Below are 25365 nucleotides of genomic sequence, written 5' to 3'. Positions count from 1 at the left end.
AATATTTAAAAGTTGTTACCGTGCCCACGCAGCTTTTTTCACCTGCAATTTCCACGCATCAAGCACTTTTACACTAAGGCATAAATTATGAAAAAAATGACTGCCATGCTCTTTTCTCTGGCCGTCGGGCTCAACGCCGTCTCAATGGCAGCGAAAGCAGACGCACCAAAAGAGCAGGAAACGGACGTCCTTTTAATTGGTGGCGGTATCATGAGCGCCACGCTGGGAACCTATCTGCAAGAACTGCAGCCGGACTGGTCCATGACCATGGTCGAGCGCCTCGATGGCGTGGCGCAGGAGAGTTCGAACGGCTGGAATAACGCTGGTACGGGCCATTCGGCACTCATGGAACTGAACTATACGCCGCAGAAAAAGGACGGTTCCATTAGTATCGAGAAGGCGGTAGAGATTAACGAAGCGTTCCAGATCTCGCGTCAGTTCTGGTCCCACCAGGTCAACAGCGGCGTGATGCACGACCCGCACTCCTTCATCAATACCGTGCCGCACATGAGCTTTGTGTGGGGCGAGCAAAACGTGAATTTCCTGCGCGCGCGCTACGCTGCGCTGCAGCAGAGCACCCTGTTCCGCGGGATGAAATACTCCGAAGACCACGCGCAGATTAAAGAGTGGGCGCCGCTGGTCATGGAAGGCCGTGACCCGAACCAGAAAGTGGCGGCGACCCGTACCGAAATTGGCACCGACGTGAACTACGGCGAAATTACCCGTCAACTGGTGGCGTCCCTGAAGAAGAAAGATAACTTCAATTTGCAGCTCAGCACCGAAGTGCGCGGCTTTAAGCGCAATGCGGACAACAGCTGGAGCGTGACGGTTGCCGATCTGAAAAACAATGAAGCCGAGCACGTCATTAAGGCGAAATTTGTCTTCATCGGTGCGGGCGGCGCGGCGCTGAAGCTGCTGCAGGAGTCCGGTATTCCTGAAGCTGACGACTACGCGGGCTTCCCGGTCGGCGGCCAGTTCCTGGTGTCCGAGAACCCGGAAGTGGTGAACCGTCACCTGGCAAAAGTGTACGGTCAGGCTTCCGTCGGTGCGCCACCGATGTCCGTTCCGCATATCGATACCCGTATGCTTGACGGTAAACGCGTGGTGCTGTTCGGACCGTTCGCGACCTTCTCAACCAAGTTCCTGAAAAACGGCTCCCTCTGGGATCTGCTGAGCGCGACCACCACCTCTAACGTCAAACCGATGATGGACGTGGGCCTGGATAATTTCGACCTGGTGAAATACCTGATTAGCCAGGTGATGCTTTCTGATGAAGAACGCTTCGAGGCGCTGAAAGAGTACTATCCGCAGGCGAAGAAAGAAGACTGGCGTCTGTGGCAGGCGGGTCAGCGCGTGCAGATCATCAAGCGCGATCCGAAAGAGGGCGGCGTGCTGCGTCTGGGGACCGAAGTGGTGAGCGATAAGGATGGCACGATTGCCGCGCTGCTGGGTGCGTCACCAGGTGCATCTACCGCTGCGCCAATCATGCTGCACCTGATGGAAAAAGTGTTTAAAGACAAAGTTGCCAGCCCGGAATGGCAGGCGAAGCTGAAAACCATTATTCCATCCTACGGCACGAAGCTGAACGGTAACGTGGATGCGACGGAACAAGAGCTGGAGTACACCAGTCGCGTGCTGCAGCTACAGTACGTGAAGCCGCAGGCTGCGGATGCTGCGCCGAAGGCGGAGCTGAAGCCTCAGCCGGAAAACAAGCCGGTTGCGGATATCGCGCTGTAAGGTAAAAGCAAAACGGTAACATCTGTTACCGTTTTTAGTTTAGCAGGTCGGGTAAGGCGAAGCCGCCACCCGACTTGTTTTTAACGTACTACCGCTTGTCCGACCGTCTCTTCTGCCTTCCACACGCGATATTTTACTTCCACGTTTTCAGGCGTATATACCACGATCGGCAACTTGCTGTTGTAGCGCAGCAGGCTGTTGTCGCCCAGATAGGCCGTCACAAATTTCTTCTCTTTCTTGCCGTCCGGGCAGGCCATCATGGTAGAGACCGGAGAGGTCACTTTATCAAAGACGTAATAGTCATAACCCCAGCCTTCCAGGGTTTTGCTTTCCAGTTGGCCGCCCAGACGATGCTGATTGCAGTCCACTTCCAGCGTCTTGCCAATTAACAGTTCGACTTTGTAATTCGCTTCGTCCTGCTGAACCGGCAGTTGAATCACCTGACGCTTCATGCCTTTTTCCGCTTGCGGATAGGGTGCAACTTTTTCCAGCGGCTGCGCTTTTTGGGCGTCGCTGGCGAAAGCGCTGGTGCTGACGCACGCGGCGGCGAGAAGCGCGATGGCAAATTTAGGTGCGTTTTTCATTGTCATTCCTTTATGTCAAAACGGTCCTGAACAGACTAACATAACGAGTATGAATGATTGGTGTGATTTACTTACATTTTCATTATATGCAGCGTAATAAACTTAATATTAACCGTTTTGGCAGGTGTTTGTACTGGTGTGGAGTGTGGCGGGCGTTCGTGTTATTTTAGTCCATCGATAATGTTATTCATCTGTGAAAGGGAAGAGAGATGGTTCGTGCAAAACTGAAAACACCTGAAGGCCGCAAGTTCCTCCTGGCGCTACTCGTCGTGTTTATGATTGCTGCCGCGTGCGTCGGGCGGGCCACCATTGTTGGCGTCATTGAACAGTACAACATTCCTCTCTCCGCCTGGACCACCAGCATGTATGTGCTGCAGTCGGCGATGATCTTCGTTTACAGCCTTGTCTTCACCGTTCTGCTGGCCATTCCGCTGGGCATTTTCTTCCTGGGCGGACGTGAAAAACACTGAGCATTCACCTGCTATAAGAAGCCAGCCTGCGGGCTGGCTTTTTTATATGTGATGATATTTATTCGCATTTCCAGGGTATTCTGTGTCGAACAAGGTTGTTCGACATAAATCAGGAGATGTTCAATGTTATCCCGGTTTGCAACGCTCAGCCGGATCCCGAAAGGCGTCTGGGTTGTGGGTGGGGTCAGTATGCTGATGGATATCTCCTCGGAGATCATTCACAGCCTGCTGCCGCTGTTTATGGTCACGACGCTGGGAGCCAGCGTGATTTTCATTGGCTTGATTGAAGGCCTGGCTGAAGCCACCGCGCTGTTTATCAAAGTTTTTTCCGGTGCCATCAGTGACTACCTGGGTAAACGTAAAGGACTGGCGGTGCTGGGCTACGGTCTTGGCGCGCTGAGTAAGCCGCTGTTCGCTATCGCCTCTTCGTCGGGCATGATTCTGGGGGCACGCTTAATCGACCGGGTAGGGAAGGGGATCCGGGGCGCGCCGCGCGATGCGCTGGTCGCTGACGTTACGCCGCCGGAACTTCGCGGCGCGGCCTTTGGGCTGCGTCAGTCGATGGATACCGTCGGCGCATTTCTCGGGCCGCTGCTGGCCGTAGGCTTAATGCTGCTGTGGAACGATGATTTCCGTACTATCTTCTGGATCGCGGTGATCCCCGGCGTCCTCGCCGTTGCACTGCTTTTTTTCGGCCTGCATGAGCCGAAAACGCCCGTCGAACATAAACGCACGAACCCCATCAAAAAAGAGAACCTCAGGCGTCTCGGGAAAGGCTGCTGGTGGGTTATTGGCCTGGGCGCCATCTTCACGCTCGCACGTTTCAGTGAAGCCTTTCTTGTCCTGCGCGCACAGCAGTCGGGGGTGCCGCTGGCGCTGATCCCGCTGGTGATGGTGGCCATGAATTTGCTCTATTTCCTTTCTGCCTATCCGTTTGGCAAGTTATCGGACGGGATGAGCCACACCCGACTACTGCAGTGGGGCCTGGTGATGCTGATTGGGGCAGATATTGTGCTGGCGCTAAGCACCCACTGGGCTGGAATGCTTCTGGGCGTTGCGCTTTGGGGAGTGCATATGGGGATGACGCAGGGGCTGCTGGCGGCAATGATCGCAAAAACAGCTCCTGCGGATCTGCGCGGTACCGCCTACGGCATTTTTAGTCTGGTCAGCGGCGTGGGATTGTTAGTCGCCAGCCTGGGCGCCGGGGCCATCTGGGAAACGTTTGGCGCGGAATATACGTTTTATGCCGGAGCCGTGATTTGTCTGGTTACGCTGATGTACCTGCGCAAAACCCCGGACGAGGCAAAATAAAAAACCAGCCGTAAGAGGCTGGTTTTCAATGTGTTTTTGGTCGGCACGAGAGGATTTGAACCTCCGACCCCCGACACCCCATGACGGTGCGCTACCAGGCTGCGCTACGTGCCGACGCATAGAAAGAATACTACTCGATTCCGTTTCGAATGCAAGGGAATCCGTCGCTAACTGGTTTATTATTAATCAGTTAGCGATGAAGCGCTTCTCATCCGTCAGAACCTGTAACAGCAGGCTAAGCTGTGGTTTCTGGTCCTTCAGCCGTTCACCCTGCAGATTATAGGTCTGATAGTTCCCGTTGCTGTTCAGCACCAGCGTCAGCTTCGGCGTGGTCACCACCAGCGTGTTGCCGTCAGCTGCAGTCACCCAGTTATGGCGGCGCGTGGCGCTGAAGAGATCCTGCCCCTGCGAATACTCGTTTGCTGGCGTACTGACGTGCAGCAGGCGCTGCATCAGGGTCGTCATTACGTCTTTATGTTCTGTGAGCATATTGATGCGCTGCGCCGGCGTTCCCGGCCAGTGGATCACCAGCGGAACATGCAGGTTTGGACGTGACCAGCTCATGCTCTTCGTCTCGTCGCCTAACGGTACGCCATGCCCCGCGGTCACGATCACGACCGTGTTATCAAGCTTGCCTGATTCACGTAGCGCGTCAAGCACGCGGCCAATCTGTGCGTCAACATCGCTGGCCGCGCGGCCGTAGCGGCGCGCAAAGCCTGCCTGGTTGCTGTCGTTAAGCGTTGTGCCGTTAAAGGCCACCCACGAGAACCAGCGGTTATCTTCCTGCGCGTAGCGCTGCAGCCAGTTTATCCACTGGTTTGCGGTCTGGGCATCAGACTGGCTCTGCGCGGCAGGCAGTGAGAAATCAGAGAGCAGCGCCTGGCGGTACAGTGAACTGTTGAAGCCGTCCGATGAGAACAGCCCTAACTGATAGCCCTGCTGATTAAGCCCGGTGATCAGCGCCGCAGGAATGCGCGCAGACAGCACGCCGTCCATGTATCCGGCAGAAATGCCATAGAACAGGCCAAAGATACCCGCATCGGTTGAGTTACCTGAACTCATATGCTGGGTAAACGACACGTTCTGACTCGCGAAATCGGCCAGCGCAGGCATCTGCTTCTCGTAACGAGAATAGTTGAGGCCATCGACGGTAATCAGCAGGACGTTTTGCCCGCGACCCATATCACGATAGCGCAGATCGCTCAGTGGATACTGCACGCTAACCGCTTCCGGATTACCCTGTTCGACCAGACGGCGCTGGTACTCCTGGGCATCAAGCAGGCCGTGTTTCTCAAGGAAACGACGGGCCGTCATCGGATAAGAGAGCGGCAGGTTCGCGCGCTGCATGGTAATAGGGCGATAGAAGTTCGCATCCGCCCAGATATACATGAGGTGCGAACTGATAAATGAGACGAAAAAGAGCGCGGCGACGGGCTTCGCGTAATGGCGGCGTCGGGTCAGGCTGCGGAGCTTTTGCCAGCTCCAGGTGGCAAACAGCATCTCGATCAACAGGATCACCGGAACGCTGATGAACATCAGCTGCCAGTCACGGGCCGTTTCGTTCTGGTCGGGGTTGATCACCAGTTCCCAGACGATAGGGTTGAGATGCAGGTGGAAGCGGGTGAACACTTCACTGTCGATAAGCAGCAGCGTCATCCCCACCGTCGCAAGGATTGCGGACAAGAACCGCATCAAACGCTGCGACATGACGATAAACGTCAGAGGAAACAGGATCAGCAGATAGGTGGCGAATACCAAAAAGCTAAAATGACCAACAACGCTTATCCAGGAGTAGATACGCCCGGTTAGCGTTGTGGGCCAGTCTGCGACAAACAGATAACGACAGCCAATTACCGTCGCCAGCAGAATGTTGAACAGGGCAAACCAGTGTCCCCAGCTGACCATCTGGGAGACTTTTTCACGGTAGCGCTGACGATTCGTCACCATAAACTGTTGTTCGTTTCCCTTAATGGGCCTGGTCGTTGCTGACGGATGACTGTAACGCCTGGGCGAAAGATTTGGCGATCGCCTGACGCTGAGCCGGAGCAACGCTGGTGTTGATAAGGTTGGTGACCATATTTCCCAAAACCATCAGGGAGAGATCGGTCGGCGTTTTATGTTTTTCCAGTACGTTGACCAGCTCACTGAGCAGTTGTTCAACGTGTTCATCACTGTAGCGGGAATGTTGTGGCATAAATCAAAATCAGTTTGTTGATGAAAGGGCAACATATTACCGTAGCAACAGCTTTTTTTCCCCTTTTTTATCTGTTGTTGCACACATGTCCTGGTGGTGGTTGAATACCGCCCGGTCTAAAAGGAGAGTTTATCATGAGTCTGGAAATCAACCAGATTGCCTTGCACCAGCTTATCAAGCGTGATGAGCAAACCCTTGAAGTGGTGCTACGCGATTCGTTACTGGAACCCACGGCAACCGTTGTGGAAATGATGGCAGAGCTGCATCGCGTCTACAGCGCTAAAAATAAAGCCTATGGTCTGTTCAGTGAAGAGAGTGAGCTGGCCGATAGCCTGCGCCTGCAGCGTCAGGGCGAAGAGGATTTCCTGGCGTTTAGCCGCGCGGCAACCGGGCGTCTGCGCGACGAGCTGGCGAAATATCCGTTCGCCGACGGCGGTATTGTCCTGTTCTGCCACTATCGTTACCTGGCGGTCGAGTACCTGCTGGTTACCGTGCTGAATAACTTAAGCAGCATGCGCGTGAACGAGCAGCTGGACATCAGCTCAACGCACTATCTGGATATCAACCATGCGGATATTGTGGCGCGCATTGATTTGACCGAGTGGGAAACTAACCCGGAGTCGACCCGCTACCTCACCTTCCTGAAGGGGCGGGTGGGCCGCAAAGTGGCGGATTTCTTTATGGACTTCCTCGGTGCCAGCGAAGGCCTGAACGCCAAAGCGCAGAACAAAGGGCTGCTGCAGGCCGTTGATGACTTCACGGCGGAAGCGCAGCTCGATAAATCTGAACGCCAGACCGTACGTCAGCAGGTTTACAGCTACTGCAACGAGCAGTTGCAGGCCGGGGAAGAGATTGAGCTGGAATCCCTGTCAAAAGAGCTGGCGGGCGTCAGCGAAGTGAGCTTCCAGGAATTCACCGCGGAGAAGGGCTATGAGCTTGAGGAGAGCTTCCCGGCGGATCGCAGCACGCTGCGTCAGTTAACCAAATTTGCCGGCAGCGGCGGTGGGTTAACCATCAACTTTGACGCTATGCTGTTGGGAGAACGCATCTTCTGGGATCCGGCCACCGATACCCTGACCATCAAAGGTACGCCGCCGAACCTGCGCGATCAGCTTCAGCGCCGCACGTCTGGCGGTAAATAGCAGCCATAAAAAAACCCCGCCGAAGCGGGGTTTTCTCGACAGGTTTGCGATTACGCGCGAACGAAGTCGATGTGAGTCAGTTTTGGCTTGAACGCGTGACGCTGAACAGCCTGAACCTTCACTTTTTCTTCTTTACCGCCAACAACGATGGTCAGAACTTCGCTGTAGAACTCAGCTTTGGTCTGCATGTTCCACACTTTGTCGTGATCCAGTTCGATAGCAACTGGAGCAGCTTCGCCACCGTAAACGATAGCCGGGAACTTGTTAGCGTTACGCAGGCGGCGGCTCGCACCCTTACCCTGCACGTTACGTACTTCTGCTTCGATAGTGAACATTGATTTCTCTCTGTATTTAAAACCCTACTACAGGCGACCCAGCAGCAGGTGAGTGTTCTGCCCCACGGATGTGAAGCGGGCGGCATTTTATACTCAAATGCCCCGCACATCAATGAAAAGTCCCGTTAACCGCGCAATTCATTTGCCCGACGGAAGCGACCTTCATAGTCAAAGACCTTCTCGCGAACCTGCCAGAACTGGCCTTTCTTACGGGCGACCACGAAGTCGGGGTGGCGCAGCAGCGCCTGCTGATGCACGATATCCGCCACGGTTATCCAGCGCAGCGGCACGCCAGGCGTACGGGTATGCGGCCGGATAAACAGCTGCTCAAATGCCGTGCGCTGGGCAGGCGTCTGAACCCTGAACCGTTCGCTGACGTCAGCGCCATCCTCATCGTAATAGGTGATTTTCAGCCATTCGCCTTTTTCATCCGCGCCGGGCTGCAGCGCCATGCCGGAGCAGCGCAGCACCAGCGCATCTTTCAGCTTCAGCGCCGCTTTCAGCATGTCGTCCGGGTCCACCAGTACCGTGTCGCACTCACGGCAGCGGCGGGCGGCGATGTCATTTTCGGCGTTGCACTGCGGGCAGTTTTTGAAGCGGAAGCGGAAATCGCACTGCTCGCGATGCCCCTCATCATCCTCAAACCAGCCCTGACAGCGGCGGCCAAAGTGTTCAATCAGCGTGCCGTCGGCGGTGGTTTTTCCCCAGAATGTGTTGGCAAAGCCGCATGCCGGGCAAAACACCTGTACCGGCACGTTGTCGCTTTTGCCTTTTGGCGCGCCCACTTCCGGGGAGTACAGATCGTGCGGGTTGCCGGCGTAATCCAGTATCAGGCAGTCGGTTTTGCCCGGCGCCAGGCGCAGGCCACGGCCGACAATCTGCTGATACAGGCTGACGGATTCCGTCGGGCGCAGAATCGCAATCAGATCGACGTGCGGGGCGTCAAACCCGGTGGTTAATACGGAGACATTCACCAGGTAGCGGAACTGCTGGGCTTTGAAAGCCTCAATCAGCCTGTCGCGCTCCGGGCCGGGCGTTTCGCCAGTGATCAGCGCTGCGTCGTCAGCGGGTAGCAGTCCCGTGATTTCGCGCGCATGTTCGACGGTGGCAGCAAAAATCATCACCCCTTTACGCGTTTGCGCGAACTCTTCAATCTGGCTGATGATATGCGGCGTGATCCGCTTCTGTTTTTTCAGTTCATGGTTAAGATCCGCCTCGCTGAACAGCCCGTTGCTCTGCGCCTGTAAGCGGCTGAAATCGTACTGCACGACCGGCATATCCAGCCGCTCGGGCGGCGTCAGGTAGCCGTGCTTAATCATGTAGCGCAGCGGAAGTTCATAGATACAGTCGCTGAACAGCGCTTTCTCGTCGCCGCGCACCATGCCGTGATAATGAAAGCGGTAGATCCAGCCTTTGCCCAGACGAAACGGGGTTGCCGTCAGGCCGAGCAGGCGTAAGTGAGGGTTCACCTCTTTAAGGTGAGTGAGGATTTGCTGATACTGGCTGTCGTCGTCATCGCTGATGCGGTGACATTCGTCGACAATCAGCAACGAAAACTCGCTGCGGAACAGATCCAGGTTGCGGGCCACCGACTGTACGCTGCCGAAAACCACTTTGCCGTGGCTCTCTTTGCGCTTCAGCCCGGCGGCGAAAATGTCGGCTTCCAGCCCCAGCGCACAATATTTGGCATGGTTTTGCGCCACCAGCTCTTTGACGTGGGCCAATACCAGCACGCGACCGCGCGCCAGGCGCGCCAGTTCGGCAATGACCAGGCTCTTGCCTGCACCGGTCGGGAGGACAATGGCCGCCGGTTCCCGGTGTTTACGGAACCAGGCGAGCGTCGCGTCAACGGCTTCCTGCTGATAGGGACGAAGAGTAAAAGTCATGGGGTCTCGGTTTCGTTAATCCGCATATAGTATGCCACGAAACTTTTTCCCTTGAGTGGCGCAACCAGACCATTATACTGAACCGTTCCTGACTGCTTCTTTTTTCGGACGCACGGTCCGACATCCAGCACCATTAAGGCTAAAAAGATTTCATGCGACTTGATAAGTTTATCGCTCAGCAACTCGGCGTAAGCCGCGCTATTGCCGGGCGCGAAATTCGCGCCAACCGCGTTACCGTGGATGGCGACATTGTGCGAGACAGCGCGTTCAAACTGCAGCCTGACCATCAGGTTGAGTACGACGGCAATCCGCTGACCCAGCAGCACGGTCCCCGCTATTTCATGCTCAATAAGCCGGAAGGCTATGTCTGCTCAACGGACGATCCGGATCACCCGACGGTGCTCTATTTCCTCGACGAGCCGGTGGCGCACAAGCTGCACGCCGCGGGCCGCCTCGACATCGACACCACCGGTCTGGTGCTGATGACCGACGACGGGCAGTGGTCGCATCGCATCACTTCCCCGCGCCACCACTGCGAGAAAACCTATCTGGTCACGCTGGAGTCACCGGTTGCGGATGACACGGCAGAGCAATTCGCGAAAGGCGTTCAGCTGCATAATGAAAAGGATCTGACCAAACCCGCCGTGCTTGAGGTCATCACCCCGACGGAGGTCCGTTTGACCATCAGCGAAGGACGCTACCATCAGGTGAAACGCATGTTTGCTGCCGTGGGTAACCACGTTGTGGGCCTGCACCGTGAACGCATCGGTGCGATTGCGCTCGATCCCGACCTGGCGCCCGGTGAATATCGTCCGCTGACGGAAGAAGAGATTGCCAGCGTCGGTCTGCCTTCGCACTAATTTCAGGAGAACCCTGTGACCACCAGGCCACACTCGTCGTTCAAAATTGTCTTCATTCTTGGCCTGCTGGCGATGCTGATGCCGCTGTCTATCGACATGTATCTGCCTGCGCTGCCGGTGATTTCCGCCCAGTTTGGCGTACCGGCAGGCAGCGCGCAGATGACGCTCAGCACCTATATACTCGGTTTCGCGCTCGGACAGCTGCTGTATGGCCCAATGGCCGACAGCCTGGGGCGTAAGCCGGTTATTCTTGGCGGGACGCTGGTCTTTGCGGCTGCAGCGGTCGCCTGTGCGCTGGCGCAGAGTATCGATCAGCTGATTATCATGCGCTTCCTGCACGGGTTGGCCGCCGCTGCCGCGAGCGTGGTGATCAACGCCCTGATGCGTGATATCTACCCGAAAGAAGAGTTCTCCCGCATGATGTCGTTCGTCATGCTGGTGACGACGATTGCGCCGCTGGTGGCACCGATGGCCGGTGGTGCGGTGCTGGTGTGGTTTAGCTGGCACGCGATTTTCTGGATCCTGGCGCTGGCCGCGCTGCTGGCCTCGGCGATGATTTTCTTCTTTATTGATGAAACGCTGCCCGTCGAGCGCCGCCAGAAATTTCATATTCGAACCACGATAGGCAACTTTGCCTCGCTGTTTCGCCACAAGCGGGTGCTGAGCTACATGCTGGCGAGCGGGTTCAGCTTCGCCGGAATGTTCTCCTTCCTGAGTGCCGGGCCGTTTGTCTATATCGAGCTGAACCACGTTTCGCCGCAGCACTTTGGCTATTATTTTGCGCTCAATATCGTCTTCCTGTTTGTCCTGACCATCATTAACAGCCGCTTTGTCCGGCGGGTGGGCGCGTTGAACATGTTCCGCGCCGGGCTGTGGATCCAGTTTGTGATGGCGGTCTGGCTGGTGGTGAGCGCGTTTCTGGACGTGGGCTTCTGGGCGCTGGTGATCGGCGTGGCGGCCTTTGTCGGCTGCGTGTCGATGATCTCGTCCAATGCGATGGCGGTGATCCTCGACGAATTCCCGCACATGGCGGGAACCGCATCGTCACTGGCGGGAACCTTCCGCTTCGGGATTGGTGCCATCGTCGGGGCGTTACTCTCTATGGCGACCTTTACTACGGCCTGGCCTATGCTGTGGGCGATGGCTTTTTGCGCAACCAGCTCTGTGCTTTTCTGTCTTTACGCCAGCCGGCCGCGAAAACCGGCGCACTAACGCGCAGATAAGGCCCGAAAGGGCCTTTTTTGTTGACGCATATCAACCAAACTCGCGTTCGTTTATTCCGTGTTTGTTTATTTTATGTAAAATCTATTTATGTAAAAAGTCACATCATTGTATTCAAAAAGGTTGAGTTAGATCGCAGAAACGGGTACATATAGCGCCGACGCGAGCCTCGATACCGATAAAAAAGCGCTGAATAGTGCAGGTTGGCGATGATGTGTTACTATAAATGTAAATAAATTGTGAAGTAAATTTTGCTTCCGGGGAACGAACGTGAATACATTACAACTCTCCATTGTCCATCGCTTGCCCCAGAGCTATCGCTGGTCGGCGGGTTTTGCAGGCTCGAAAGTTGAACCGATTCCGCAAAGCGTCGCGGGCTGTGAGAATTGCCTGGTGGCGCTCAAGCTGCTGAGCCCGAGCGACGAAAATGCGTGGCGGGTGATGGAGCGTCTCAGCCAGGCCCTGACGGATATCGAAGTGGACAGCTCCGTACTGGAGTGCGAAGGGGAGCCGTGCCTGTTTGTCAAAAGCCAGGACGAATTCGCCGCGACCTGCCGCCTGAAAAATTTTGGCGTTGCGATTGCTGAACCTTTCTCCGGCCAGTATCCGTTTTAAGCGCTAGTCTGCCGCGAGCAGCTGGCGCGTGTAGCTCTGCGTTGGCGCAGTAAATACGCGCTGGCAATCACCCTGTTCGACCACCTCACCCTGTCGTAGCACAATCACCTGATGGCATAGCGCCCGCACCACCTGTAGATCATGGCTGATAAAGATATAGGCCAGTCGGTGCTTTTCCTGTAGCCCTTTGAGCAGCGCCAGGATCTGCGCCTGTACGGTTCTGTCCAGAGACGAGGTCGGTTCATCCAGAATAATCAGCTCCGGTTTCAGGATCAGCGCGCGGGCGATGGCGATACGCTGGCGCTGTCCGCCGGAAAATTCCGCAGGGTAGCGGTGGCGAGTGTCGGGATCTAAGCCCACTTCCGCCATCACCCGCATGACCTCCTGTTCCCGCTGTTGCGCACTCAGGCCAGGCTGGTGAACGCGCAGGCCCTCTTCGATAATCTGCAACACGCTGAGGCGCGGGTTAAGCGAGGAGTTGGGATCCTGAAATACCACCTGCATGCGGGGCCGCACGGGCAGCATCTGGCGGCGGTTCCAGCGGTGCAGCGGCATATCGTCAAACAGGATCTCGCCCTGAGAGGCAATTAAGCGCAGCAGCGCCTGACCGGTAGTGCTTTTCCCCGAACCGGATTCGCCCACCAGCCCCAGGGATTCACCCGGTCGCAGCGAGAAGCGGATATTTTTCAGCACCGGGTTCTGGTCAACGATGCGCCGCAGAACGCCTTTGCGGATCGGGAACGAGACGGATAAATCATCGACGCGCAGCAGCGGTGTGCTGTCTGCCGTGAGAGGCACCGGGTCGCCGGAAGGTTCGCTGTCGAGCAGGCGCTGCGTATAGGGATGCTGCGGCGCGTTCAGCAGCATGGACGCGGTATTCTGTTCAACGCAGCGCCCGTTTTGCATGACCGCGACGCTGTCGGCCAGCTTTTTCACGATGCTCAGGTTGTGCGTGATAAACAGCAGGCTCATGTCCAGCTCGTCACGCAGCTCCCTCAAGAGCGTCAGAATTTGCGCCTGCACCGTGACGTCCAGCGCCGTCGTCGGCTCGTCGGCAATCAACAGTTCGGGGCGCGTGAGCAGGGCCATGGCAATCATTACCCGCTGGCGTTCGCCGCCGGAGAGCTGATGCGGAAAATCATTCAGCCGTTTGGCCGCGTTGCGTATGCCTGTTCGTTCCAGACAATCCAGAATTTCGCCCCGCGCGGCCTCTTTGCGCATCCCCCGATGAAGTGACAGCACTTCATAGAGCTGTTTTTCCAGCGTATGCAGTGGGTTGAGCGACACCATCGGCTCCTGGAAGATCATGGCAATCTTATTGCCGCGAATACCGCGCAGGGTATGTTCATCAGCGTGCAGCAGCGAACTGCCGTGGAACAGAATATCCCCTTGCGGATAGCTCACGGGCGGGGAGGGCAGCAGACGCAGGATGGAGAGCGCCGAGACGCTCTTGCCCGAACCGGATTCACCCACCAGCGCCAGCGTTTCACCGCGCTGGATCTGCAGCGACAGGTCGGTGACCACGGTACGTGTCTCGCCCTGCTTCGAGAAGGCAATCGACAGGCGATCAATACTGAGAAGAGGCTGCGTCATCTTATACCGCCTTGTTGGGATCGAAGGCATCGCGCACGGCTTCGCCAATAAAAATCAGCAGCGAAAGCAGCACGGCCACGGAAAGAAAGGCGGTGATGCCCAGCCACGGCGCCTGCAGGTTGTTCTTGCCCTGCAGCAGCAGTTCGCCGAGCGACGGCGACCCCAGCGGCAGGCCGAAGCCCAGAAAGTCCAGCGAAGTGAGGGTGGTGATGGAGCTGCACAGAATAAAGGGCAGGAAGGTGAGGGTTGCCACCACGGCGTTAGGCAGCATATGGCGGAAGATAATTCCCCGGTCGCTCACCCCAAGCGCCTGCGCGGCGCGAATATAGTCGAAATTACGGGTGCGCAGAAACTCTGCCCGCACCACGCCCACCAGCGCCATCCAGCCGAACAGAACGGTGATGCCCAGCAGCCACCAGAAGCCCGGCTGTACCACGCTGGAAAGCAGAATGATCAGAAACAGCGTTGGCATACCGGACCAGACTTCGATGATACGCTGCCCCCACAGGTCAATTTTTCCGCCGTAGTAGCCCTGAACGGCGCCGGCCACTACGCCCATTACGCTGGAGAAGACGGTCAGCATCAGTCCAAAGAGAATAGAAATCCGCGTACCGTACAGGATGCGCGCCAGCACGTCGCCGCCGTTGGCATCTGTTCCCAGCCAGTTTTGCGCAGAGGGCGGAGAAGGGAAGGGGGTTGTGGTCGCGAAGTTAATGCTGTTGGCGCCAAAGCGTACCGGAGCCCAGAGGGCCCAGCCGTGCTGTTCGATCTGCTGGCGCAGCCACGGATCCTGGTACTCCGCCGGGGTGGCAAACGGGCCGCCGAAGTCGCTTTCACTGTAGTTAGCCAGTACCGGCACGTACCAGCGGTCGTTAAAGTGCACCAGCAACGGTTTGTCGTTGGCGATCAGCTCCGAACACATGCTCAGGACAAACAGGACAGCAAAAATCCACAGCGACCAGTAGCCGCGGCGGTTATGGCGAAAACGGGCCCAGCGGGCCTGGTTAACGGGGCTTAAACGCGGCATCAGCGGCCCTCAAAATCAATTCGGGGATCGACCAGCGTATAGCTGATATCGCTGATGATATTCAGCAGCAGGCCAATCAGGGTGAAAATATAGAGCGTGCCAAACATTACCGGATAATCGCGCGATACGGTGGCTTCGTAGCCCAGCAGGCCGAGACCGTTGAGCGAGAACATCACCTCAATCAGCAGCGAGCCGGTAAAAAACATGCTGATGAACGTGGCTGGAAATCCGGCAATCACCAGCAGCATGGCGTTGCGGAAAACGTGTTTCCACATAATCTGCTTCTCGCTGACCCCTTTGGCGCGGGCGGTCACGACATACTGCTTGCGGATTTCATCGAGAAAGGCATTTTTCGTTAACATGGTCAGGGCGGCAAACCCGCCGATCACCGTCGCCAGCACCGGCAGCGTGATATGCCAGAGATAGTCGGTGATTTTCTGGTACCACGGCAGCGTGCTGAAATCGGCGGAGACCAGCCCCCGCAGCGGGAAGATGTCGAAATAGCTGCCTCCGGCAAAGAAGACAATCAGCAGAACGGCAAACAGAAACGCCGGAATAGCATAGCCGATGATGATGAAGGTGCTGCTCCAGATATCGAAGCGGCTGCCGTTATGCACCGCTTTTCGGATCCCGAGCGGTATAGAGACCAGATAGATAATCAGCGTGCCCCACAGCCCCAGCGTGACCGAAACCGGCAGGCTTTGCTTGATCAACGTTAATACGGACGCACTGCGGAACAGGCTATCGCCAAAATCAAAGCGGATATAATCCCAGAGCATCTTGAAATAGCGCTCGTGTATCGGCTTATCAAAGCCGTAGCGATGGGTGATCTCGGCGATCACTTCAGGATCCAGCCCGCGCCCGCCGCGGTAGTGGCTTTCACTGATATTTCCCACACCGGTTCGCGCATGGCTGGCGCCCATGCCTTCGCCGCCGCCGGGCATGCCGCCGCTGTTACCAAACTCAATGGCGGCAATGGCCTGGTCGACCGGCCCGCCCGGGGCAATTTGCACGATAAAAAAGTTAATGGTGATAATGGCCCACAGCGTGGGAATGACCAGCAGAAGACGGCGTATTAAATAGGCACCCATGATAATTCCTTATCGCCGCTCGGCGGGCAGTCTGGCGGCTTTATTCACGTCATACCACCAGGTGTCAAAGCCCAGAGAATAGACAGGGCGCACGGCAGGCACGGAGAACTTGTCCCAGCGCGCAAGGCGGTCTTCGCCCATATACCACATGGGCAGCATGTAGTAGTTCCAGGTTAACACCCTGTCGAGGGCGCGACCAAGCGGCAAGAGCTTATCTTTATCGCCCTGCGCCGCCACAATTTTTGCAATCAGGGCATCAATCGCCGGGCTTTTTACGCCTGGCGAATTGTACGAGGAGTCGATGTAGCTGGAGGCCCAGGAGATTTGCAGATCCGAGCTGGGCCACGGCTGCGCGGGCCACAGGCGTTGCATCATGTCGTAATCGCGGCTGCGCATGCGGTTGGTGATCTGCGCGTTATCGACCTGGCGAATGTTCATGGTGATCCCCAGCCGCGCAAGGTTGTGCTTAAACGGCAGCACCCACTGATCGTTGCCACCGGAGGAGAGCAGCAGTTCAAAGCTTAAAGGCTTGCCGGTTTTCGCATTGACGCGTTTCTGGTTCTTCAGCTGCCAGCCTGCCTCATCCAGCAGCTTGCTGGCCTTCAGCAGGTTGTCGCGGTCGTAGCCGTCACCCTTTGAAGCGGGCGGCTGAAATACCGTGGTAAACACCTCCGGCGGCACTTCCGCTTTCAGCGGCGCCAGCAGGAGCAGTTCGTCGGCTTTAGGGTAGTCTCGCGCGGCATATTCGGTGTTCTGGAAATAGCTGTTCGCGCGGCTGTACGCCCCGTAAAACAGGGCTTTGTTCATCCATTCAAAATCGAAGGCCAGGGAAATGGCTTCCCGAACGCGGCGGTCGGTAAATACCGGGCGCTGAATATTAAACGCCAGCCAGCGCGTGTCCTGGGCGGATTCGTTTTTGTGCTCGTCTTTGACGATGTAGCCTTTCGTGAAGTTTTTGCCGATATAGCGGGTCGCCCAGTTTTTGGCGCTGTTCTCCACGCGTAAATCGAAGGCGCCGGCCTTGAACGCTTCAAACGCCACGTTATCGTCGAGATAGTAGTCATAGCGAAGGGTGTCGAAATTCCAGCGCCCGCGGTTTACCGGCAGGTTAGCCGCCCAGTAATCTTTCACGCGGGAATAGACCACGTACTGCCCCATGCGCCAGTCGGTAATGCGGTAAGGGCCACCGGCCAGCGGCGGCGTGGAGAGCGGGTCGCTTAACTTATGGTTTTTCCAGAACGATTCAGGCATCACCGGCAGCGAGAACAGGCTAAGCATATTCTCTTTGTTCGGTTCGCTCAGCTCAATGCGTACGGTGAGTGGCGCAATGGCGCGCACCGTTGCGCCTTTATACACAATGCGGAACTGAGGCACGCCTTCGGTCATAAATTTATGAAACGTAAAAGCTACATCGCTGGCCTTGACCGGCGTGCCGTCGTGAAAGCGGGCCCGGGGGTTTAGGGTAATTTCAGCCCAGGCGAAGTTATCCGCGTAGCGCACGTTATCGGCAATCAGCGGGTAATAGCTGCCGGGTTCATCATCCGACGTGACAAAAAGCGTGTCATAAAGCGATTCCGTTCGCGCCGCGGCCACGCCGCGCAGGGCGAAGCGGTTAAAGTTGTCGAACGTTCCCGTAGCCGAGAGCGTGACATTTCCACCCTTAGGGGCGGCAGGATTGACGTAATCGAAGTGCGTAAAATTGACCGCGTATTTTGGCTCGCCAATCACGGCGAACGCGATGTTCTCTTTGATGGTTTGCGCCTGGCTGGACAGGCTCACGACTGCCAACCAAAGCAACATAAAGCGCATAAACATCTCGCGGCGGCTCCCTCTTTTACAGACCGGCTCAGTTAAGCTGAATAATAAGTGACGCCTCAGGCAATGTGAAATTATTCCCCGTCAGGCGACACCGTATTTTGCCACGTGCGGAACTGCTCCAGCGGCATCGGGCGGCTAATCCAGTAACCCTGCAGGTAATTAACCCCATGCTCGCGCAGCCAGGTCGCCTGTTCCGGTGTTTCCACCCCTTCCGCAACGGTCGACATATTGAGTCGTCTTGCCAGCGTCAGTACGGCATCCAGCACCGGGGAGGTGACGGTTTCTGTGCCAATGGCGTTGACAAAACCACGGTCGATTTTCAGGTAGTCCATGGTGAAATGTTCAAGATAAATCAGCGCGCTGTGGCCGGTGCCGAAATCGTCGATGGCAATTTCAAACCCTTCGTTATGCAGCCATTCGAAGAGGCTGTTAGCTTCCCGATGGTTAAGCATATCGCGCTCGGTAATTTCCAGCACGATCTGGAAATAATCCGGCGGCAGTAACGCTTTGAAGGTGCGCATATCGTCTTTGAAGCTTTCCGCATGCAGATGACCCGGCGCAATGTTGATGCCCACCTTTGCGCCCGGAGGTAACAGCGTTTGTAATACAGGAGCGTCGTGAATGATAAGATCAAAGAGATGCAGCGTCAGCGGGACAATCAGCTTCTGCGCTTCGGCAAAATTAATAAACGCGTCCGGCGGAATTTCTCCCATTGTCGGGTGTTTCCAGCGCATCAGGACTTCAAGCCCGGTCATCCTGAGCGATTTGGCATCGACGACGGGCTGATAGACCACATAAAACTGACCACGCTTGATGGCGCTTAAAATTTCTTTACCCGGGTTGAGACGCAGGGTGAGGATATAGAAGTTAAGCGACCCAGCCGCAATGCCGCATAATAGCCCGAAGAACAGGGCAAAAAGGATCTCCGCGCTTGTCCACTCCCTGGCGTACAGTTTGATGGTCAGAGGGACTTCTTTGAGCGTCGCGGTTCGCGCTGGCGTTTGATGTAAATCACTCGCCCTGACAATGTTGCTCGACGAGGTGGATAATGCCTTGTCGCCGATGATAATCGCGATGCCGGCAAACTCGTCCTGGCGTGCGGTATAAAGCAGGTACGGCGTCAGGTTGAGATTCACAGAGGTGAACACGCCGCCGTCTTTTACTAAAGGATTACGATACCAGATGGCAATGGCAGGTCTATGGGGCAGCATGGGCGTGCCGGGCAGAAGTGCGATATCAAGCGGCTTGTTGATGTGCAGTTCGGGTATCAGCTCCTCCATCGGGGTATTCATTGGCCCTGTGGCTGACGAGCAGAAGGCCAGTTTGTTTCTGACCAGCAGGAAGGCGCGCACGTTGATGCTGAAGGCTGCACGCGAGGTAAGCTGCGCGTTAACGTCCTGGCAATTATTTAGCGTGAGCGGCTGGAGCACATCGATAGAGGTTTTCAGCTCCTCGAAATAGTTCTCCATGTAGATGCGCACGTCCTTAATCAGCGTATCGAACCGGACTTCCCGCTTGTGGTAGCTCCAGAAAAACTGCAATGAACCCAGGAGCAGGGCTGCGACCAGGCCGGTAATAATGCTGAGGATCAGTATCTTTCTTTGACTGGAGAAGTAGCGGGTGAGCATAAACGTCGTGGTTCCTGAATTGCCGCTGATTGTATTCATTGTAACGGGCAAAAAAAAACACCGCCGAAGCAGTGCTTTTTTTTATTGTATCGCCAGCCAAGGGATAACCAACGATACAATTATCATATTAACTGCGGGTCAGTACGCGGCGCGCTTCGTTGTAGCGCTTCTTCCAGTACGGTTCATTCATGCTGGAAATGGTCACACCGCTGCTGGTGGAGGCATGTACAAACTGGTCATTACCAATGTAGATGCCCACATGTCGACCAGTAGAACCTGCACGGAACAGCACTAAATCGCCGGTGCGCAGTTTGGTACGTGAAATCGACTTGCCCATCTCCTGCTGTTCGTAGGTCGAACGCGGAAGATCTAACCCAAATTGCTCGCGGAAGGTACGCTGTACAAAGCCGGAACAATCAATGCCTTTTTTAGTGCTGCCGCCAAGACGGTAACGCACGCCTTTCCAGTCAGCATACTGGTCCATAATGCGGGACTTCACGTCCAGATTACGTACCATATTTTCAAATTCATCCTGAGAGGCTTGCAGTGAAGAGGAATCTTCCATTCCCACAACACGCGTCTCAGGATGCATATTCTTTGCGGTGTTCGATGTACTACATGCAGATAACAGTACCGCGACTGCTATCGCCGGGATCCCCCGTAAGATATATCTCAGAAACGGTTGAGATTTGACCATTTTGTTTATTTTCCCTTGAAGTCCTTAACGACAAATATCGTTATAAAAATGCCAAACGTGACGAGACTAATTATCTGTTCACATTGAGACAATTGTTTCTGGTGACATTTGTGGTGCAGCGCACAAAATTATTCACCATCGAAATAATTATCTCCATGGGGCAAAACGAGTTCGAGATTAACCGATTGCCAGGGCTATTGCGAGTAAAAAGAGCCTTTTTTTTATAAGAAATTGTGATACAGAAAGTAAAAATTTGTCATTGCACAAAATAGCGGCAGATCCGCCGCGTAATCGTGCAATTGCTTCATTTTTATCACGAATGTGATGACAAGAATATGACAGCGCAGAAAGATCGCGGGAAGGGCATTATCAGGGATCGTGATGATCCCCGATAGTTTACGTTAAAAAACGGTAATTATTTGTTCAATTTTTGTTGCTTTCTACGCGGAAGATAGCGATCGAAAAGGGTAATTAGGCGATCGCTCAAAGGCGTCATCAGAACCCACGGCAGACCAATCAGCACCGCGGAAAGGGAACCCACGACAATATCCGTCAGCCAGTGCGCGCCAATCATCACGCGCGGGAAGGCAAATATCACCACAATAAGCAGGGCGATTGCGAACGCCTTCTTACCGAAATAGCGCAGCATGAACCCAGAAAAAATAAGCAGCATCATGCCGTGATCGCCCGGGAAACTGTCCTTCGAGGCATCTTTTGTTGGAATATGCAGCAGTTCACTCACGCGATAAATATTCGGGAAAGAGAGCGAAGGACTTGCACGTTTTACCGGCATCAGATGTTGCGCCAGCTGATTAATGATCACCGCAGCCAGAAGCATCACCAGTCCGATAATCAGGATGCGGCGACGCCCCGTGTCATCCTCTTTGAGCCAGAAAGAGAGCATCAGGCAGCCCATGGCCAGCAGGGAAAAGCCGTCGAAGGCGCGGTTATTGGTAATTGCCACCAGCCACAGAAAGGCGTCACTCTTCACCAGCCCCTGGTTGAAGAAATGAAACAGGGATGAATCCAGCGGGAACCAGAAACCGTGATTCACCGGGATATACCAGGAGAAAAAGAGCGCCAGACCGGCGACATTAAGCAGTAGTATCTGGGGAATTCGAGTCGTCATAACGTTCTGCATTGAGTGAAAACTGGGGCAACGTTAGCCGCCCGAACTTAAACGAAGCTTCAACAGGCTGGACTGCAGGGCATTCCAGTCGGCGTTAACCGCACTAATTAACTCTATTCGGCTGTCAGGTGGCGCGACGTTTTGCGTTTCGATAAAGAAATCGTCGCCCTGGCGGTTGATCCGCACCAGCCCGTCTGGCGTGCGCATGATCCCTTTCACGCGGTCGACCGGCGCAAGCCTGGCCCACTCAAGGATGCCAATGGTGTCGAATACGGTGTCGGCATCGAAAATCCATCCGCAGGCCTGATACCCCTGACCGCTGTTAAGGTTACGACGCCAGCGCTGGTGTTCCGGCAGGCTAAGCGCGGCCAGACCCTGCTTCGCAGAATGGTGATGCGCATGCTCTGCGCTGACCGGGAGTTGCGCCAGGTTCAGGCGGGGAAGATCCAGCAGGGCGCTATCAATATTCCCCTGAGTGGCCTGCACCCGCGTCCGATTGCCGCCGAAATGCTGCCACCACGCGTCCAGCGCGGCCCGGCTTTCCGCCGTGGCGCGATCTTCTTTATTGGCGACAATAACGTCTGCTGCGGCGAGCTGATCGCGAAAGTTCTCATTGGCCACCGCTTTTTCATCCAGAAGCTGACGCGGATCGAGCAGGCACAGCGTGGCGCGAAGATCGATCCACGGCTCGTAAACCGGGGCGGTCAGTAAATCGAGGATCTGCTTCGGGTGGCCCAGACCGGTAGGTTCAATCAGCAGGCGGTCCGGTTTGCCCTGACGCAGCAGCGTATTGAGGCCTACCTGCATCGGTAAGCCGTTTACGCAGCACATGCATCCGCCGGGGATCTCTTTAATCATTGCGCCGCTGGATGATAGCAACGCGCCATCAATGCCCACTTCGCCGAATTCATTGACCAGCACGGCCCATTTCTCGGCGGGATCTTTATTCGCCAGCAGATGAAGAATAGAGGTGGTTTTACCGCTGCCGAGAAAACCGGTGATGAGGTTGGTTTTGGTCACGTGCGCTCCGCAAGAGAATTGTGATGCTATAACACTATGCTCTTATCCTGGCGAAAAACGGGCGCAATGAGAAGGGGGAGGGCGAACGGAGGCAATGTCCGTTCGCATTAAGCGCAATAATCGCTAAAGATTTAACGTTTCAATAACAGCCTGGCGTGCGCCACGGCGGGTGATGCGCTGGTACGCCTGGCTGACAGCCTCAGCGAAAACGCTATTTTGCGCGAGATCGTGACCGAAGACCTCGCTCAGCCCCAGCAGCGCATTGACGCGGTCGGCGTCGCTGCTGGCCTCGACAATCGTGCGGATTTTATCGCTGAGGGGATCGCGAACGTCAATCGCGTTGCCGCGTTCGTCGAACCCGCTGACGTAGCGTATCCAGCCAGCGACGCCCAGCGCCAGCAGCGGCCATTCCGTTTTACGCTCAAGGTGGACGCGGATGCCATCCAGCATTCGCTGCGGCAGCTTCTGGCTACCGTCCATCGCGATTTGCCAGGTACGGTGCTGCAGCGCCGGGTTAGCAAAGCGATCAATCAGGCTGTCGGCATAGGCAGTCAGGTCGACATCCTTTATACGCAGCGTAGGCGCCTGTTCATCCAGCATTAGCCGCCGGGCGGCTTCGCGGAAGGTGGCGTCCTCCATGCATTCATTAATATGCGCGTACCCGGCGAGATACCCCAGATACGCCAGGAAAGAGTGGCTGCCGTTAAGCATGCGTAATTTCATCTGCTCCCAGGGCAGAACGTCCTGCACCATCTGAACGCCCGCCACTTCCCACTCAGGACGCCCGGCGACAAAATTATCTTCCACTACCCACTGAATAAACGGCTCGCAGCTTATGGCGCACGGATCGTCAACGCCGAGCGCGTCGGCGATCTCCGCAAGCGAGGCCTCCGTCGCGGCGGGAACAATTCTGTCGACCATCGTTCCCGGAAAACTCACGTGGCCCTCGATCCACTCCGCCAGCGCCGGGGAGCGCTTTTGCGCCATGCCAAGCACCGCATTTTTCACCACGTGGCCGTTGTCCGGAATGTTGTCGCAGGAAAGCACGGTAAACGCAGGCAAGCCGCGCTCGCGGCGGCGATTAAGGGCTTCGACCAGGATCCCCGGCGCGGAATGCGGCTCAGCGGGATTTTCCAGATCGTGGACGATCCGGGCGTTTTGTAAATCCAGCTTACCGGTCGCGGGATCGATGCAGTAGCCTTTCTCCGTAATGGTGAGCGACACAATCGCCACCTGCGGCTCGCAAAACTTCTCTATTATCGCGGGTAGAGAGTCCAGCTTTGCATTCAGGCATTCATGTACGGCCCCGACAATAATCGGCTGATTTCCTTCAGCACCTTTCTCCAGCACGGTAAACAGGTGATCCTGCGCGCGCAGCTGGCTCATCAGCATGTCGCCGCTGAACAGGCTAATCTCACAAATTCCCCAGTCGCCGCCTTTTTCATTCAGCACCCGGTTTGTTAACAATGCCTGATGCGCGCGGTGAAACGCACCGAAGCCGAAATGGACGATGCGGGAGCGCAGTTGATGACGATCGTAGCGCGGTTGTTGAACCTGGGCTGGAAGGGCGGTTGAGGCAATTGTCTTCATGAAATACACACCTGATTAACCATTAATTAACAATGCCAGTCTAAAGTTATATGACAGCAAATAAAATTGGTAAGCCGTAAATATCCCCGTTCTGTGAGTTTGATCAATCAATGTGTGGCGGCGTGTTGACCCTTCACAGTAAACATGTATGGTAGTCGTCATTGCAGTAACCCATATTGGTATAACAACTTGAGAGGATGAGGCAATGGAACAAACCTGGCGTTGGTACGGGCCGAACGATCCGGTTTCTCTTGATGATGTGCGTCAGGCTGGCGCAACGGGTGTCGTCACGGCGCTGCATCACATTCCTAACGGCCAGGTATGGCCAGTTGAGGAGATTCAACAGCGTCAGGCGCTGCTGGCGGAGAAGGGGTTAACCTGGTCTGTGGTAGAAAGCATTCCGGTTCACGAAGATATCAAAACCCATTCCGGGGAATACCGGACCTGGATTGCAAACTATCAGCAGAGCATTCGCAACCTGGCGGCCTGCGGCATTGATACGGTCTGCTATAACTTCATGCCGATTCTGGACTGGACGCGTACCGACCTGGAATATCAGATGCCGGACGGCTCGAAAGCGCTGCGTTTTGACCAGATTGCCTTTGCGGCGTTTGAGCTGCACATTCTGAAACGCCCGGGCGCCGAAGCGGATTACACCGCTGAAGAGCAGCAGCAGGCCCTTGAATGGTTCAATGCCGCCAGTGAAGCGGACGTTGAGAAGCTGACCCGCAATATCATTGCTGGCCTGCCGGGTGCGGAAGAGGGGTACACGCTGGACCAGTTCCGCGCGCGTCTGGCGGAATACGGCAATATTGATAAGCAGCAGCTGCGTGAAAACATGGCGTATTTCCTGCGCGCTATCGTTCCGGTTGCGGAAGAAGCCGGCGTGCGTCTGGCGGTACACCCGGACGATCCGCCGCGTCCTATCCTCGGCCTGCCGCGTATCGTGTCTACGATTGAAGATATGCAATGGCTGAAAGAGACGGTCGACAGCATCTATAACGGCTTTACCATGTGTACCGGCTCCTACGGCGTGCGCGCTGATAATGACCTCGTGCGGATGATAGAAACCTTTGGCGATCGCATTCACTTTACGCATCTGCGTGCGACCTGCCGTGAAGAGAACCCAAAAACCTTCCATGAGGCGGCGCACCTTGGCGGTGATGTGAATATGGTGGCGGTGGTGGACGCTATTCTGGCTGAAGAGGCGCGTCGCAAGCAGGCGGGCGATGTGCGTCCTATTCCGTTCCGTCCGGATCACGGACACCAGATGCTGGACGATCTGCGTAAGAAAACCAACCCGGGCTATTCGGCGATTGGCCGCCTGAAGGGGATGGCGGAAGTGCGAGGGGTCGAGCTGGCGCTCAAAATGACGAAATATCCGGAGCTTCTGTAACCGGAATTGTCGGGTGGCGAA

Annotated in this window: 22 protein-coding genes and 1 tRNA gene; 8 read left to right on the top strand and 15 right to left on the bottom strand. The window is 55.8% G+C overall.

The genetic code is table 11. The annotated features are described in order from the left end of the window. The first annotated feature begins 87 nt into the window (after window positions 1-87). Window positions 88-1737, top strand: coding sequence for a malate dehydrogenase (quinone) (gene mqo, locus IB212_RS15310; RefSeq protein ID WP_028013892.1), 1650 nt, complete (start codon window positions 88-90; stop codon window positions 1735-1737). 80 nt (window positions 1738-1817) lie between these two features. Here the strand turns inward: mqo and eco are convergent, their stop codons facing one another. Beyond that, on the bottom strand, window positions 1818-2321 hold the full coding sequence (gene eco / locus IB212_RS15305) for a serine protease inhibitor ecotin (RefSeq protein WP_028013891.1): 504 nt from the start codon (window positions 2319-2321) through the stop codon (window positions 1818-1820). Between the two features lie 209 nt (window positions 2322-2530). On the opposite strand from eco, the gene IB212_RS15300 reads away from it, so the two are divergent. Together IB212_RS15300 and IB212_RS15295 are read left to right on the top strand one after the other, a co-directional pair. Further along, the gene (locus IB212_RS15300; protein WP_008500962.1) at window positions 2531-2791 is read left to right on the top strand and encodes a DUF2534 family protein; all 261 of its coding nucleotides are present in this window, start codon (window positions 2531-2533) and stop codon (window positions 2789-2791) included. Window positions 2792-2914: 123 nt separating this feature from the next. Then, window positions 2915-4102, top strand: coding sequence for an MFS transporter (locus IB212_RS15295; protein WP_028013889.1), 1188 nt, complete (start codon window positions 2915-2917; stop codon window positions 4100-4102). A gap of 37 nt (window positions 4103-4139) precedes the next feature. On the opposite strand, the gene IB212_RS15290 is transcribed toward IB212_RS15295, so the two are convergent. From IB212_RS15290 to IB212_RS15280, 3 genes are all read right to left on the bottom strand, one after another. After that, a tRNA-Pro gene (locus IB212_RS15290) sits at window positions 4140-4216 on the bottom strand. Between the two features lie 72 nt (window positions 4217-4288). Continuing rightward, a complete protein-coding gene (gene yejM / locus IB212_RS15285) occupies window positions 4289-6049 on the bottom strand; it encodes an LPS biosynthesis-modulating metalloenzyme YejM (RefSeq protein ID WP_028013888.1) in 1761 nt (586 codons plus the stop codon). 19 nt (window positions 6050-6068) lie between these two features. Continuing rightward, window positions 6069-6296, bottom strand: coding sequence for a YejL family protein (locus tag IB212_RS15280; protein ID WP_014884596.1), 228 nt, complete (start codon window positions 6294-6296; stop codon window positions 6069-6071). Window positions 6297-6430: 134 nt separating this feature from the next. On the opposite strand from IB212_RS15280, the gene yejK reads away from it, so the two are divergent. Next, the gene (yejK, locus tag IB212_RS15275) at window positions 6431-7438 is read left to right on the top strand and encodes a nucleoid-associated protein YejK (RefSeq protein ID WP_008500957.1); all 1008 of its coding nucleotides are present in this window, start codon (window positions 6431-6433) and stop codon (window positions 7436-7438) included. A gap of 50 nt (window positions 7439-7488) precedes the next feature. Here the strand turns inward: yejK and rplY are convergent, their stop codons facing one another. Together rplY and IB212_RS15265 are read right to left on the bottom strand one after the other, a co-directional pair. Next, window positions 7489-7773, bottom strand: a complete 285-nt coding sequence (rplY, locus tag IB212_RS15270; RefSeq protein ID WP_028013887.1) for a 50S ribosomal protein L25 — start codon at window positions 7771-7773, stop codon at window positions 7489-7491. A gap of 125 nt (window positions 7774-7898) precedes the next feature. After that, the gene (locus IB212_RS15265) at window positions 7899-9659 is read right to left on the bottom strand and encodes a DEAD/DEAH box helicase (protein ID WP_047363059.1); all 1761 of its coding nucleotides are present in this window, start codon (window positions 9657-9659) and stop codon (window positions 7899-7901) included. Between the two features lie 152 nt (window positions 9660-9811). On the opposite strand from IB212_RS15265, the gene rsuA reads away from it, so the two are divergent. The 3 genes from rsuA to IB212_RS15250 all read left to right on the top strand — a co-directional run bounded on the left by rsuA (window position 9812) and on the right by IB212_RS15250 (window position 12355). After that, window positions 9812-10519 carry a 16S rRNA pseudouridine(516) synthase RsuA gene (gene rsuA, locus IB212_RS15260; RefSeq protein WP_028013885.1) on the top strand — a complete coding sequence of 236 codons (708 nt, stop codon included), beginning with the start codon at window positions 9812-9814 and terminating at the stop codon, window positions 10517-10519. A gap of 15 nt (window positions 10520-10534) precedes the next feature. Then, entirely contained in the window at window positions 10535-11731 is a 1197-nt protein-coding gene (locus IB212_RS15255) for a Bcr/CflA family multidrug efflux MFS transporter (RefSeq protein WP_188245690.1), read from the top strand. Between the two features lie 279 nt (window positions 11732-12010). Next, complete coding sequence (locus tag IB212_RS15250) at window positions 12011-12355, top strand: YejG family protein (protein ID WP_028013883.1); 345 nt, start codon at window positions 12011-12013, stop codon at window positions 12353-12355. A gap of 3 nt (window positions 12356-12358) precedes the next feature. Here IB212_RS15250 and yejF read toward each other — a convergent pair whose 3' ends face one another. The 9 genes from yejF to IB212_RS15205 all read right to left on the bottom strand — a co-directional run bounded on the left by yejF (window position 12359) and on the right by IB212_RS15205 (window position 23948). Next, the gene (yejF, locus tag IB212_RS15245) at window positions 12359-13948 is read right to left on the bottom strand and encodes a microcin C ABC transporter ATP-binding protein YejF (RefSeq protein ID WP_188245689.1); all 1590 of its coding nucleotides are present in this window, start codon (window positions 13946-13948) and stop codon (window positions 12359-12361) included. A 1-nt stretch (window position 13949) separates the two neighbouring features. After that, window positions 13950-14975 carry an ABC transporter permease gene (locus IB212_RS15240; protein WP_041908986.1) on the bottom strand — a complete coding sequence of 342 codons (1026 nt, stop codon included), beginning with the start codon at window positions 14973-14975 and terminating at the stop codon, window positions 13950-13952. After that, window positions 14975-16066 (bottom strand): microcin C ABC transporter permease YejB, encoded by a 1092-nt coding sequence (locus IB212_RS15235; RefSeq protein ID WP_188245688.1) that lies wholly within the window; start codon window positions 16064-16066, stop codon window positions 14975-14977. Before IB212_RS15235 ends, IB212_RS15240 begins: the two co-directional genes overlap by 1 nt. A 9-nt stretch (window positions 16067-16075) precedes the next feature. Then, entirely contained in the window at window positions 16076-17881 is a 1806-nt protein-coding gene (locus IB212_RS15230; RefSeq protein ID WP_188245687.1) for an extracellular solute-binding protein, read from the bottom strand. 74 nt (window positions 17882-17955) lie between these two features. Further along, window positions 17956-19512: a cyclic di-GMP phosphodiesterase gene (locus IB212_RS15225; protein ID WP_188245686.1), complete on the bottom strand. Its 1557-nt coding sequence runs from the start codon at window positions 19510-19512 to the stop codon at window positions 17956-17958. Window positions 19513-19639: 127 nt separating this feature from the next. Further along, window positions 19640-20209 (bottom strand): bifunctional murein DD-endopeptidase/murein LD-carboxypeptidase, encoded by a 570-nt coding sequence (gene mepS, locus IB212_RS15220; protein WP_028013877.1) that lies wholly within the window; start codon window positions 20207-20209, stop codon window positions 19640-19642. 415 nt (window positions 20210-20624) lie between these two features. After that, a complete protein-coding gene (locus tag IB212_RS15215) occupies window positions 20625-21338 on the bottom strand; it encodes a phosphatase PAP2 family protein (protein ID WP_028013876.1) in 714 nt (237 codons plus the stop codon). A gap of 33 nt (window positions 21339-21371) precedes the next feature. Next, window positions 21372-22358 carry a GTP-binding protein gene (locus IB212_RS15210; protein ID WP_041908992.1) on the bottom strand — a complete coding sequence of 329 codons (987 nt, stop codon included), beginning with the start codon at window positions 22356-22358 and terminating at the stop codon, window positions 21372-21374. A gap of 123 nt (window positions 22359-22481) precedes the next feature. Further along, a complete protein-coding gene (locus IB212_RS15205) occupies window positions 22482-23948 on the bottom strand; it encodes a mannitol dehydrogenase family protein (protein WP_188245685.1) in 1467 nt (488 codons plus the stop codon). A gap of 205 nt (window positions 23949-24153) precedes the next feature. Between IB212_RS15205 and uxuA the strand changes: the two genes are divergently transcribed. Next, the gene (gene uxuA / locus IB212_RS15200; RefSeq protein ID WP_041908997.1) at window positions 24154-25344 is read left to right on the top strand and encodes a mannonate dehydratase; all 1191 of its coding nucleotides are present in this window, start codon (window positions 24154-24156) and stop codon (window positions 25342-25344) included. The last annotated feature ends 21 nt before the right edge of the window (window positions 25345-25365 follow it).

Origin of the sequence: Enterobacter sp. E12 (assembly GCF_014596715.2) — a bacterium.
Lineage (GTDB): Bacteria > Pseudomonadota > Gammaproteobacteria > Enterobacterales > Enterobacteriaceae > Enterobacter > Enterobacter bugandensis.
The sequence above is the reverse complement of the archived record's forward strand: the minus strand, read 5'-3'. Positions and strand labels throughout refer to the sequence as shown.